Here is a 13,123-nt window from a genome sequence, read left to right as displayed (position 1 = left end):
GCTTAAAGCGAAGTAAGCATTTGTAAATTCCAGTTTTTAATTTCTTCTATAGAAATTCTTCCTTCATAAATAGCTTTACCTACAACGCAAGACTCAATCTTAAATTCATTTAATTCTTCAATATCAGCCATAGAGCTAATACCGCCAGAAGCAATTAATTTAATGAAGGGAGAGTGGGCTAATAGTTTTTTGTATAAATCTACTCCGGCGCCACCTAGTTTTCCGTCTTTATTAATATCGGTACATAAAAATCTAAAGAAACCTAGTTGTAAGCATCTGTCCACATAATCCATTAGTTTAATAGGCGAGCTTTCCATCCAACCAGAGTATTTAATAACTTCATCCAATACATCTATAGCAACCACCACTTGATCAGAACATTTGGTTTTATTACAAACTTCTTTGCTTAATTCTTCTAAAAAAGTTGGGTTGGTAATGGCTTGTGTACCTACAATAACACGATGAATACCAGAGTCTATTAATTCTTTTACCTTATCGATACTTCTAACACCACCGCCGTATTGTACCTTCATATCGGTTTTTTTGATGATATCAAAGAGGTATTGCTGATTAGAGAAATCGCCTTTTGCACCATTTAAATCTATGATATGAACAAACTCGGTACCGTTAGATTGGTATGTTTCTATTTGTTCTTCTAAGGATACTTCATACTGAGTTACCTGGTTATAATCGCCTTCGCGAAGTCTAACTACTTTCTGATTTAAAACATCTACTGCAGGAATGATATACATCTCTTGAAATTATAAGTTAGCAAAATTTTTAAGCAGTTGTTCGCCAGCTTCTCCAGATTTTTCTGGATGAAACTGTACTGCATAAAAGTTATCTTTTTGAATACCCGCAGAAAATTTAATTCCGTAATTGCAGGTAGCAGCGGTAAATTTAGGATTAAATTCTATAAAATAAGAGTGAACAAAATAAAAGTAGGTTCCTGGGGCAATTTTAGAGAAAATAGGACTGTCATTTTCTGGATAAATTTGGTTCCAGCCCATGTGTGGGACTTTGTGCGATATTTCTTCCTTAAACCTGAGTGTTTTTAAAGGAATTATATCTAATAAATTAGAATCTCCTTCTTCGGAATAAGAGGTTATTAATTGCATCCCTACACAAATACCTAAAACTGGTTTTTTTAGGGCTTTTATTGCAGGAACCAAACCAGATTCGGTAAGTTTTTGCATAGCAGCACCGGCATGGCCAACTCCAGGAATGATAATTTTTTCGTATAAATCGAAATCACTTTCTTGGTTAATCATTCCGTATTGGATGTTTAACCTTTCTAAAGCAGAGGTTAGAGAAAATATGTTTCCGGCACCGTAATTAACTATTCCAATCATGGTTTGATTATTTGATGTTGAAGGATGAAGGAATAAGGAGAAAGGATTAAGGACTAAGGAACATGGAGAAAGGATTAAGGAACAAGGAGTAAGACTAATGCCTGTCCTCATTCTTTGCTCTTTATTCTTTAATTCAATTCTTTACTCTTTGTTCTTTGCTCTTTATTCTTTAATTCAATTCTTTACTCTTTGTTCTTTGCTCCTTATTCTTTAATCCAATTCTATACTCTTTATTCTTTACTCTTTATTCTTTAATCTAATTATAATAAGCCCTTTGTACTTGGCAAACGCATGTTATTTACATCTCTTTTAATGGCCATTTTAATAGCTTTTGCGAAGGCTTTAAAAATAGCTTCAATTTTATGATGCTCATTATCACCTTCGGCTTTGATATTTAAATTTGATTTTGAAGCATCAGAGAATGATTTAAAGAAGTGGAAGAACATTTCTGTAGGCATATCGCCAACTTTTTCTCTTTTAAAATCAGCATCCCAAACAATCCAGTTTCTACCACCAAAATCTATGGCTACTTGTGCTAAACAATCATCCATAGGTAAGCAAAAGCCATACCTTTCAATACCTTTTTTATCTGCCAAAGCTTCTAAAAAGGCTTCGCCTAGTGCAATTCCGGTATCTTCAATGGTGTGGTGCTCGTCAATATGTAAATCGCCTTTAGTAATCACAGTTAAATCAAAACCACCATGTCTACCAATTTGGTCAAGCATATGGTCGAAGAAATGTAATCCGGTTGAGATGTTGGTATCACCTTTACCATCCAAATTCAATTTAATTTGGATATCTGTTTCTTTGGTTTTTCTTACATGAGAAACTTCGCGTTTGCCAACTTTTAAGAACTCGTAAATCTTATTCCAGTCGCTGGTTTCTAAAGCAATAATTTCTTGAGCATTATCAATTTTATTTTGAGCTTCTGAGGCTCCTAAATCCGGATTATTATTTAACCAAATAGCTTTAGCCCCTAAGTTTTTAGCTAAAACAACATCGTTTAACCTATCGCCAATTACAAAAGATTCTTTTAGGTTGTATTCCTCTGCATTAAAATAATGCTGCAACAAAGCAGTACCCGGTTTACGAGTAGGAGCATTGTCTTTAGCAAAAGTTTTATCAATCACAACCTCAGAAAAAGAAATACCCTCGTTTTCTAAAGTTTTGATAATGAAATTGTGTACCGGCCAAAAATTTTCTTCAGGGTGTGATGCTGTGCCTAAACCATCTTGATTAGTAACCATCACCAAATCATAATCTAATTCTTTTACAATTTTAGCAAGGTTAGTGATAGCCCCAGGATAGAACACTAATTTTTCAAAAGAATCTATCTGTTCGTCGGCTGGCTCCAGAATTAAAGTTCCGTCGCGGTCTAAAAAAAGTATTTTTTTCATCCTTTATAGGATTTTAAAGTTTCTATTAATGTTTGATTTTCTTGTGGTGTACCAATGGTAATTCTTAAGCAACCCTCGCAAAGTTCAACTTTATTTCTATTTCTGATGATGATGCCATTTTCTACTAAAAAATTATAAATAGCATCAGCAGCAGTGGTTTTTACTAAAATGAAATTCGCATCAGACGGATAAATATCTAATACAAAGTCTAAATTTTTAAGATTGATAACCAATTGGTCTCTTTCTTTAAGCGTTTCTTTTATCCAATCGTTAACCTGATTGGTATTTTGTAAAGCTTCTAAAGCCAATTGTTGCGATGCTTCATTGATGTTGTAAGGAGGCTTAACTTTATTAAATACCTCAATAATTTCTTCGCTAGCAAAGGCCATCCCAACACGTAAAGCAGCTAATCCCCAAGCTTTAGATAAGGTTTGTAAAACTACCAGATTAGCATATTCTGTAAGTTCTTGAATAAAGGATTTTTGACGCGAGAAGTTGATATAGGCTTCATCTATCACCACAATGCCATTGAAATTGGCTAATAAGGTTTCAATATCTTCTCTGTGAATGCTGTTTCCTGTTGGGTTATTGGGCGAGCAAACGAAAATCAGTTTGGTATTTTTGTCAATAACCTCTGCTATTCCCTCTAGGTTAAGTTGATAATCTGCCGTAAGGTTAACTCTTTTAAGCTCCACATCGTTAATGTTGGCAGAAACTTCATACATCCCATAAGTAGGAGGAACGATAATCACATTATCTACACCTGGGTTGCAAAAGCTTCTAAATAGGATATCAATAGCTTCATCACTACCATTTCCTAAAAATATATTTTTAGGAGGAACACCTTTTATTTCGCTTAAACGAGTTTTTACAGCATAAGCCATAGGGTCTGGATAACGGTTATAGGGTGTTGCTAAAGGAGAGCCAAAAGCATTCTCATTAGCATCTAAGTAAACAGAAGCCTCGCCCTTAAACTCGTCTCTTGCAGAAGAATATGGTTTAAGGTTTTTGATATTGGTTCTGATGATATTGTTGATATCAAACATGATTTTAATTAATTTACAAGGAACGATTTATGATTTTAGATTAGCAATTCGTAAATCTAAAATTGTCATTCTTAAATATTTTCTAATCTCACAGTTACCGCATTTTTGTGCGCATGCAAGCCTTCAATTTCTGCTAAAATTTCTACTGTAGGGCCTAAGTTTTTTATGCCGCTTTCGCTGATGTGCTGAAACGTAATTTTCTTAACAAAAGAATCTAAAGAAACACCAGAATAAGAGCGAGCATAAGCGCTTGTAGGCAAAGTATGGTTGGTACCACTAGCATAATCGCCTGCACTTTCTGGAGTAAGATTACCCAAGAAAACAGAACCTGCATTCGTGATTTTATCGGTTATCAGTTGCCAGTTATCAGTTGCTAGTATCAAATGTTCTGGGGCGTATTCATTACTAAAATCCATTGCCTCTTCCAAATCATCAACCAAAACTGTATAAGAGTTTGTGAGTGCTTTAGCAGCAACTTCTTTTCTTGGTAAAACAGCTAATTGCTTATTAACTTCTTCTAAAGATTTTTCAATCAAGCTAGCCGATGTACTTACTAAAACCGCCTGACTATCTGGTCCGTGTTCTGCTTGCGCTAATAAATCAGCAGCTACAAAAACCGGATTTGCCGTTTCATCAGCAATTACCAATACTTCTGATGGTCCGGCAGGCATATCAATAGCGGTATTGGTAGTAGATTGTACAATGGTTTTAGCCATGGTTACAAACTGATTTCCTGGGCCAAAAATTTTATCCACTTTAGGGATGCTTGCTGTACCATAAGCCATAGCAGCAACAGCTTGTGCGCCACCAGCTAAATATATTTTTTCTATCCCGAGTAGTTGAGCTACAAAGGCTATATAACCATTAACAGAACCATTTTTTTGAGGCGGAGAGCATACTACAATTTCTTTACAGCCAGCAATTTTTGCAGGAACACCCAACATTAAAAAAGTACTTGGTAAAACGGCAGAACCGCCTGGTATGTATAATCCCACACGTTCTATAGCTCTAGATTCTCTCCAGCATTTTACACCAACACTAGTTTCTATAACTTGTTTGCTTGACGTTTGGCTTTCGTGAAATTTCTTGATATTTTGATAAGCGATAGTAATAGCATCTTTAACCTGTTGCGGAATTTCATTAGCCAGTTTTTTTAATGCCTCTTTACCGATGTATAGTTGCTTTAAATCTACCTGATCAAATTTTTGAGCAAAGTTTTTTAAAGCATCATCGCCATGAGTTTTTACTTCTTCAATAATGTTTAGTACACTTTCTCTAATCGCATTACCACTATCAGTATTACGTAAAATAAGTTGATTTACATCCGCTTTGCTTAAAGCTTTAAAATTGTATTGCCTCATTATCGTATCCTTCATTTCTTAATCAAATATTTATACTGCTAAGTCTAATATCTCGTATTTGTTATCTCAATACTCAATACTCAAATCGCACATCTAAAGTATTATCTTCTCAATAGGCATTACCACAATACCTTGTGCGCCAGCAGCTCTTAAAGAGTTTATTTTCTCCCAAAAATCCTGCTCAGGAATAACGGTGTGTATGGCTACCCAGCCTTCTTCGGCTAAAGATACCACAGAAGGACTTTTTACTCCTGGAAGTAACGAAATAACGGTTTCAAGGTTTTTCTTTTCTACATTTAAAACCACATATTTGGTTTCTTTTGCTCTTAAAACAGATTGTATTCTTTGTATAAGTTCTTGTATAAGCGGATTTTCTTCTTCGCCGTTTCTACCAATTAAAATGGCTTCTGAAGACATAACATCGGCAAAAGGTTTTAAACCATTACTTTTTAAAGTTCCGCCTGTAGAAACAATATCAAAAATAGCATCGCTAAGACCTAAACCTGGTGCAATTTCTACCGAACCAGAAATCATCTTAATATCAGCCTTGATGTTGTTATCGTTAAAGAATTTTTCTAAGATAACTGGGTAAGAAGTTGCAACAGCTTTATCGTTTAAATCTTGTATATTGCTTAGGGTACTATTAACCGGAACTGCCAGTTTTAATTTACATTTACCAAAGCCTAAACGCTGTAAATAAGCAACTTCTACTTTGGTTTCTGCAATAACGTTTTCGCCAACAATACCAATATCAGCAATGCCGTCTTGCACATATTCTGGAATATCATCGTCTCTTAAGAATAAAATTTCTAAAGGGAAATTTGAAACCGATGATATTAAAGAGCTTTTATAATTTTCGAAGCTTAAGCCGCAGTTTTTTAGTAATTCTACAGATTTTTCGTTAAGTCTGCCCGACTTTTGGATAGCAATTTTTAAAGTTTTCAAGATGATTATTTATTATTAAAAGACTAATTGATTATTTAAAATGAAAAGTTTTGACGTACAAAACATACTATAACGCACCACCAAGGTGGTGATGAATGTGATGATGTACAGTGATTAAAAACTTTTTCATTTTGTCTTTTTAATAATTTCTGTGTGAAGAGAAATATTAGAATGCTGCAAATATATAAAGCCTGACTTAAATTACAAGGTAAAATAGTATTTATTTTACTCTTTTAAAAGATAGATGGAAGGATGCATATCAGATGACACGCTTGTTTAATTATTAAGTGCATATTTATAAGTAAAATATAGAAGGGCATAACAATTGCCTATGCAGAAAGAAAAAGTTAATATGAAATTAAAATATACCATTACCTTATTTGTTGCCTGTTTATTTCTGTTTGTGTCTTGCAAAAAATACAAACACGAAGAATTTGGTAAAGACTTAGCTAAAGCTTTCAAAAGTAAAAAGTATAAAGATTTTGATACGACGGCCTATTATCAGGTTTTTAAAACGCAATTAGTTGTAGAAAAGAAACGTATCCACAACCCTAAGTGGATAAGTAAAATGTATGAAGAAGAAGAAAAAGGATTGACACTTATTGGAGATTTTTTAATTAATGGAGAGCTGGATACTTTATCTAGATATTTAAAATTGAGTATTTTTCATGGCTTAAAACCTGCTTATTTCCATGCCGATGAAATAAATGATTTATTGCATCAGGTGAAAACCACAAAATTTAAAAAAGTTGAAGATAGTTATCCATTATTAGCCAGTCTGGAAATTTTAAGTGCTGATGCTTTGATTAATTATTCAAATATCCTGAAATACGGGGCTGTAAATCCCAAAAATATTTTTGGGCGATATTATGTAAGCGTAAAAAGGCCAGATTTTATAGATTCTCATAAAACATTAGATCAATTACAACTAGCCAGCTTCTTAGAAGATATTCAGCCTAAAAATGGTTATTACCAAAGATTACAAAATCTATTAATTAATGAAACGCCAGAACAAGCTTTAAGTGCTAGCGATAAACAAAAGATTTATTTCTCTTTAGAACGTTTAAGGTGGCCAACGAAAGAGTATAGTGGAAAATATTTGTTGGTCAATATCCCAGAATTTAAGCTCAGGATGATAGAAAACAATACTACAGATTTAGAAATGAAAGTTTGTGTTGGCGCAACAGCTTATGCTCCTTTTTCTAAGGATGGTAAAAACCATGAAACACCTATCCTGAGCGGAAGCATTGATAGAATGCAGGTAAATCCAGTGTGGAATATCCCAAAAAGCATTGCCGGTAAAGAAATTATGGTGAAATTACAGAGCAATCCAAACTATCTGGAAGAAAATAATATGGTTGCTTATGATAAAGCAGGAGAAGTTGTAGATGCTACTAAAATAAATTGGAGCACAGCTTCTGTGGCTGACTATGCTTTTAAGCAAAATCCAGGTGCTGATAATTCCTTAGGGCAAATCAAATTCATTTTCCAGAATCCTTATGCTATTTATTTACATGATACGCCAGCAAAAGCCATGTTTCAAGAGAAAAACAGAGCGGTTAGCCATGGTTGCGTACGTGTAGAACAGCCCATGAAATTAGCAGCTTTTTTATTAAATGATGAAAAAGAAGCTCAACGTATAGAAAAGGAAACTCAAGCTACAACAAAAGGAGAGGAGATAGCTTCCAGATGGGTGAAAATTAAAGAGCCTGTAAAAGTATTTATTGCTTACTATACCGCCTGGACAAATGATAGCGGGACATTAATTACGGCAGATGATGTTTATGGTTACGATGCTAAACTAAAGCCTTATTTAACAAAGTATTTACCTTAATTTTTGGATAAGGTAAGGGAGGCGGCTATCGAAATATCATTTTCATCATGATGGAGGTGATGTGTAATGTTTTAATGAAACAAGATGAGGTTTATCTAACGCTAGTTAACCTATCTTTGATGAAAGCTAGTCCAAATCCAATTAAAACAGAAGTAATACATAAAGCAAGTTGTATAAAAATTTCTGCGATAAGATAAGGATGTGGTAAGCCTAAAATTAACTCGATAAAAGCACTCAAAACATAAAAAACAATATAAGATAAAGTAATTTTTAAATGCATAATGAGTTCTAAATGTTTGGTTTTGATATACAGATAAAAACTAGTCGCACAAAAAAACAAGGCTAGCAAATAAGGTTGAATAACTTTGTAAAAAGCTAAGGGTATAAAGCTTAAACTATGGTGTATAAATAAAGCTATGATAGCCGTAATGATATAAAACCTGAAATTATTCATGAATTGCTTGGTCTAGTAAGGCTGTTGCTAATGTAATATCTTCAGGAAAAGTGATTTTGAAATTATATTCATCGCCACCAGATAAATGAATGGCAAAGCCAGCTTTCTCAACAACAGAAGCATCATCAGTAAAAAAATGTTCAAAATCTTGCTTATAAGCTAGTTTAAGTTGTTGATATTGAAATGTTTGGGGAGTTTGAATCAAATAAACTTGATTTCTGGAAATGGCCTTATTCTTATTTTCTTCTTGTATCCTGATAGAATCTTTAGAAGAAATAGCCGCAATAGCATTGCCATCAGCAAATGCTTTTTCAAAGCAGTTATCAATAGTTTTAAGACTTACCAAAGGTCTTACAGCATCGTGTATGGCAATAACAGCATGTTCGTCTGTTACCAAGCTAAGCGCATTTTTTACTGAGTGAAATCTTTCTATACCGCCTGTAACTATCTGATGTGGAATAGTAAAACGGTACTCTTTTATTAAATTCTTCCAAGTTTCAAGTTCCTGTGCGGCTAATACCACGATAATTGTTGGTTGATATTTGCTTTGGTAAAATTTTTCTATACTCAGCATTAAAATTGGCTTACCTTTTAACAGTAAAAACTGCTTGGGCGTATCGCTTTTCATTCTTTTACCAGAACCACCAGCTACAATAATGGCATAAAACTGATTTTTACTCATCTTAAGAAGGCTTTTAAATAAAAAACGATGAATAAAGTGGCAAAAGCTTATTATTCATCGTTTAAAAGTCTATTTATGATAGCACTTTATATAATTAACATAGCATCTCCGTAACTATAAAATCTATATTTTTCTTTTACAGCAACTTCGTAAGCATTCATCACGTTTTCGTAACCACCAAAAGCAGAAATCATCATCAATAAAGTTGATTCTGGCGTATGGAAATTAGTAATCATGCAGTTAGCGATACTAAAATCATAAGGTGGGAAAATGAATTTTGATGTCCAATCGTTAATAGGTTTTAAAGTATGACTAGCAGAAACTGCTGATTCTATTGATCTCATCACTGTAGTACCAACAGCACAAACTTTTCTTTTCTCAGCAATACCTCTATTTACGATATCAGCATCCTTTTGGGTAATAATAATTTGCTCAGAATCCATTTTGTGTTTGGTTAAATCCTCAACCTCAACTTGTCTAAAAGTACCTAAACCAACGTGTAAAGTTACTTCAGCAAATTCAACACCTTTAAGTTCTAGTCTTTTTAATAGTTCTCTGCTAAAGTGTAAACCTGCGGTTGGTGCGGCAACAGCACCTTCATTTTTAGCGAAAATGGTTTGGTAACGCTCTTTATCTTCAGCAGTAGGCTTACGCTTGATGTATTTAGGAAGAGGTGTTTCACCTAAAATTTCAATATTCTGACGAAATTCTTCATCTGTTCCATCAAATAAAAAACGTATGGTTCTGCCTCTTGATGTGGTATTATCAACAACCTCGGCAACCAATAAATCATCATCGCCAAAATATAGTTTATTGCCTACCCTAATTTTTCTTGCAGGGTCTACTAAAACATCCCACAATCTTAGTTCTTTGTTTAACTCTCTTAATAAGAAAACTTCTATAGTAGCACCCGTTTTTTCTTTGTTACCGTATAAGCGGGCAGGAAAAACTTTAGTGTTGTTCAAAATCATCACATCTTTTTCCTCAAAATAACCCAATACGTCTTTAAAAAGCTTATGCTCTATTTGTCCTGTTTTTTTGTGAAGTACCATTAAACGAGACTCATCACGGGTTTCTGCTGGGTGATGAGCAATAAGAGATTCTGGTAAATGGAATTTAAATTGTGATAATTTCATATGTTTCGAAACAAATATTTGGAGCGCAAATTTAGGAAAAATAAATTCAATAAAATAATACGCTCTTTAACCGCTAATTTTAAAATTTAATACTAAAAAAACTGTAACTTTTTACTTGTTAAACTGTCTTATACGATATGTTGTTTTTAAAACTTTTTAAAGAAAGCTTTCTATTTGCTTATGATGCGTTAAGACAAAATCGTACACGTACCTTTTTATCTTTATTGGGTATTACCATTGGTATTTTTACCATCATCACTGTTTTTGCAGCGGTAGATACTTTTAGAGGTAATTTACAAGAAAGTGTTGATAAGCTAGGTAGCAAAACCGTATTTGTACAGAAATGGCCTTGGGGAGGTTTTGGTGATTACCCTTGGTGGAAATATATGCAAAGGCCAAATGCTAGTTTGAGAGACTATGAAGCTTTAAAAGAACGAGTAACATTAGCAGAAGGCATATCCTACCAGATAGGATTGTCTAACAGAACACTTAAATATAGAAGTAATAGTATTGAAGGTGTTGAAATTTCTGCTGCTTCTCATGAATATGATAAAACATGGAGTTTTGATTTATCAGAAGGCAGGTATTTTACCGAAGGAGAATCTAGCAGCGGCAATGCAGTTTGCTTAATTGGTGCCGATATTGCTGAAGGCTTATTCCCCAGCCAAAGCGCAACAGGAAAACAAATAAAGGTATTAGGTAGAAACGTACAAGTTATAGGTGTTTTCGCTAAAGAAGGAGAAGATATGTTGGGGGTAACCGCCGATAAACTATTGCTATTACCTTTAAATTTTGCCAGAAATGTTATAGATGTTGAAGGAGATAACTACGGGCCGCAAATAGCTGTTAGAGGTAAAGAAAATGTGGCGGTTGAGGATGTGGAAAGCGAGTTGCAGGGTATCATGCGCTCTATCAGAAGGTTAAGTCCTGTTCAGGATGATAATTTTGCTTTAAACAAAACCACCATATTGTCTGGTCAGCTAGACCAAATGTTTGCCATTGTAAATGTTGCCGGTTGGATTATTGGAGGCTTCTCTATTTTAGTAGGTGGATTTGGCATTGCAAACATCATGTTTGTTTCTGTAAAAGAACGAACCAATATCATTGGTATTCAGAAATCTTTAGGAGCTAAGAACTATTTTATTTTAATGCAGTTTTTGTTTGAAGCCATTGCATTATCATTAATTGGTGGTTTATTGGGTTTAGCTGTTGTTTATATATTAACCTTAATTGCTACCTATGGCTTTGATTTTGAGATTGTTTTGAATATAGGAAATATCATCAGAGGAATTTCAATCTCTATTATTATTGGTGTTGTTTCTGGTTTTTGGCCAGCTTTTTCGGCAGCCAGACTAGATCCTGTCGAGGCTATCAGATCTAAATAAAACATATAGTATTTTACGGAGGAAGCCTAAAGTTGCTAGCTATGGGCGAGTGTGTTGATTGATTGATTGATTTTTGAATGAGTGAATGCTTGAAGACAAGTTTCCTGTTTTTGAATTTTTCCTTTTGAATTTTGAATCAGTTATCAGTTGATAGTTTCGAGTTCTGGGTGGTGAGTTTTATTGATTGATTGAGTTTTGATTTGTCATGTCATTGCGATGAGGAACGAAGAAGCAATCTGTTTTTAATGATTGAGTATTGATTGAGGGATTGAGTGAATGATTGATTAAGCGATTTTAAATTTTAAATTTTCCCTTTTGAATTTTGAATTTTTCTTTTTGAATTATATATTTAACCACAGAGTTCGCAAAGAACACAAAGCTGGGCGGAGAACTTCATGATTGATTAACTAAGGAGTTAAACATCCAGCTAGGTTTACGATTTTTAGGAAACTCCGAGAATTCTGTGCCCTTTGTGGTGAAATACTCTTCTATATATTGGTAAGTTTCCGCTTTATTAGGGCTTTATATTTACAATTTTGACTTTCAATAAATATTTACTTACTTAGAATTAAATCTACTTCATGAAAAATACCCATGAGATTTGATGACAAATTATATTTAATAGAATTAGATAATAATATACCAAGGTGCTCATATACCACTGCTTTATGTTGTATTTGTGCAACTTTATGGGATATATATACTAGTTAGCGAGAAGTTTAACGTACCGCAAAAGCATAACTTAAACCGACAGTAACACATTGAACAAAATCTTGATCCGTAACATTAACAAGCGAAATGCCTTAATAGTAATTGGCATCAATTTTCTCTTACTCCTTATTTATTACATTGCTCATACTCATATACAACATTTAAGGTTCGCTACATTTTCGTTAACAATCTTAATTCTTCCATTTATACTAGGTGGTTCTCTTTATTTACTGAAAAAAATCTACTCTTGGAAATTGACTTTTTATAGTGCTTTAGTAATTACTTTGCCTCTAAGTTTGTTTATATTGTATGCTTATAAGTCATCAGATGTTACTGATTTATATTTTGACGAAAACAATATTCACCCTCAACAGTGGACAGCTGAAGAAAAAGTAAGAAAATTTATCCTTAACAACGCTGCCTTCCCGAATTCTTACCATTCAATTAAATTTGGGAATTTATCAAAAGACCAAATTTATAAAGCCGATAAGAGTTACGATTTAAACATTTTAAAGAATGAATTAGACAGAGATCCAAGGTCAACTTTAGATGAAATTTTAAATACTAATACAAAGCAAAAGTTAGACGATATAAGCTATTCTATAACACATACATATGAGTTGGCTGACAATAGTGGTGTAAAACATAGATGCCAGTCACATATTACATTTGACAGCGTCATGACAGTAGTTTTCTTAGTCAATAATGAAGATTTTTTAGTTAAGCTGTGGAATGAAAAAAATTATAAATCAACAAGTTGGGAGAAGCAATATGGAAAGCAAACCAGCCGCTAACAACGGGTTTAAAAAATTGCGGGTGA

At 33.7% G+C, this 13,123-nt stretch carries 12 protein-coding genes; 3 read left to right on the top strand and 9 right to left on the bottom strand.

Annotated features, from left to right (window positions below; all coding sequences use genetic code 11):
- Positions 1-2 precede the first annotated feature (2 nt).
- The 6 genes from H510_RS0100275 to hisG form a co-directional block, all read right to left on the bottom strand.
- The gene (locus H510_RS0100275) at positions 3-752 is read right to left on the bottom strand and encodes a 1-(5-phosphoribosyl)-5-[(5-phosphoribosylamino)methylideneamino]imidazole-4-carboxamide isomerase (RefSeq protein ID WP_026902469.1); all 750 of its coding nucleotides are present in this window, start codon (positions 750-752) and stop codon (positions 3-5) included.
- Positions 753-761: 9 nt separating this feature from the next.
- Positions 762-1,352, bottom strand: a complete 591-nt coding sequence (gene hisH, locus H510_RS0100270) for an imidazole glycerol phosphate synthase subunit HisH (RefSeq protein ID WP_026902468.1) — start codon at positions 1,350-1,352, stop codon at positions 762-764.
- Between the two features lie 260 nt (positions 1,353-1,612).
- The gene (hisB, locus tag H510_RS0100265; protein ID WP_026902467.1) at positions 1,613-2,749 is read right to left on the bottom strand and encodes a bifunctional histidinol-phosphatase/imidazoleglycerol-phosphate dehydratase HisB; all 1,137 of its coding nucleotides are present in this window, start codon (positions 2,747-2,749) and stop codon (positions 1,613-1,615) included.
- Positions 2,746-3,795, bottom strand: a complete 1,050-nt coding sequence (gene hisC / locus H510_RS0100260; protein ID WP_036691432.1) for a histidinol-phosphate transaminase — start codon at positions 3,793-3,795, stop codon at positions 2,746-2,748. Before hisC ends, hisB begins: the two co-directional genes overlap by 4 nt.
- A gap of 71 nt (positions 3,796-3,866) precedes the next feature.
- A complete protein-coding gene (hisD, locus tag H510_RS0100255) occupies positions 3,867-5,171 on the bottom strand; it encodes a histidinol dehydrogenase (protein WP_245584765.1) in 1,305 nt (434 codons plus the stop codon).
- A 78-nt stretch (positions 5,172-5,249) separates the two neighbouring features.
- Positions 5,250-6,101, bottom strand: coding sequence for an ATP phosphoribosyltransferase (gene hisG / locus H510_RS0100250; protein WP_026902464.1), 852 nt, complete (start codon positions 6,099-6,101; stop codon positions 5,250-5,252).
- 331 nt (positions 6,102-6,432) lie between these two features.
- Here hisG and H510_RS0100245 point away from each other — a divergent pair, with 331 nt between their 5' ends.
- Positions 6,433-7,935 carry a L,D-transpeptidase family protein gene (locus tag H510_RS0100245; RefSeq protein WP_245584764.1) on the top strand — a complete coding sequence of 501 codons (1,503 nt, stop codon included), beginning with the start codon at positions 6,433-6,435 and terminating at the stop codon, positions 7,933-7,935.
- A 91-nt stretch (positions 7,936-8,026) separates the two neighbouring features.
- On the opposite strand, the gene H510_RS0100240 is transcribed toward H510_RS0100245, so the two are convergent.
- From H510_RS0100240 to queA, 3 genes are all read right to left on the bottom strand, one after another.
- Positions 8,027-8,389 (bottom strand): hypothetical protein, encoded by a 363-nt coding sequence (locus H510_RS0100240; RefSeq protein WP_026902462.1) that lies wholly within the window; start codon positions 8,387-8,389, stop codon positions 8,027-8,029.
- Positions 8,382-9,071, bottom strand: a complete 690-nt coding sequence (locus H510_RS0100235) for a 2-C-methyl-D-erythritol 4-phosphate cytidylyltransferase (protein ID WP_026902461.1) — start codon at positions 9,069-9,071, stop codon at positions 8,382-8,384. The genes H510_RS0100240 and H510_RS0100235 overlap by 8 nt, the downstream gene beginning before the upstream one ends.
- A gap of 86 nt (positions 9,072-9,157) precedes the next feature.
- Positions 9,158-10,207, bottom strand: a complete 1,050-nt coding sequence (gene queA, locus H510_RS0100230) for a tRNA preQ1(34) S-adenosylmethionine ribosyltransferase-isomerase QueA (RefSeq protein WP_026902460.1) — start codon at positions 10,205-10,207, stop codon at positions 9,158-9,160.
- 137 nt (positions 10,208-10,344) lie between these two features.
- Between queA and H510_RS0100225 the strand changes: the two genes are divergently transcribed.
- Positions 10,345-11,592 carry an ABC transporter permease gene (locus H510_RS0100225; RefSeq protein ID WP_026902459.1) on the top strand — a complete coding sequence of 416 codons (1,248 nt, stop codon included), beginning with the start codon at positions 10,345-10,347 and terminating at the stop codon, positions 11,590-11,592.
- A gap of 965 nt (positions 11,593-12,557) precedes the next feature.
- Positions 12,558-13,097: a hypothetical protein gene (locus H510_RS0100220; RefSeq protein ID WP_026902458.1), complete on the top strand. Its 540-nt coding sequence runs from the start codon at positions 12,558-12,560 to the stop codon at positions 13,095-13,097.
- The last annotated feature ends 26 nt before the right edge of the window (positions 13,098-13,123 follow it).

The organism is Pedobacter glucosidilyticus DSM 23534 (genome assembly GCF_000425145.1).
Taxonomy (GTDB): domain Bacteria; phylum Bacteroidota; class Bacteroidia; order Sphingobacteriales; family Sphingobacteriaceae; genus Pseudopedobacter; species Pseudopedobacter glucosidilyticus.
This window is presented reverse-complemented; position numbering and strand designations above follow the sequence as displayed.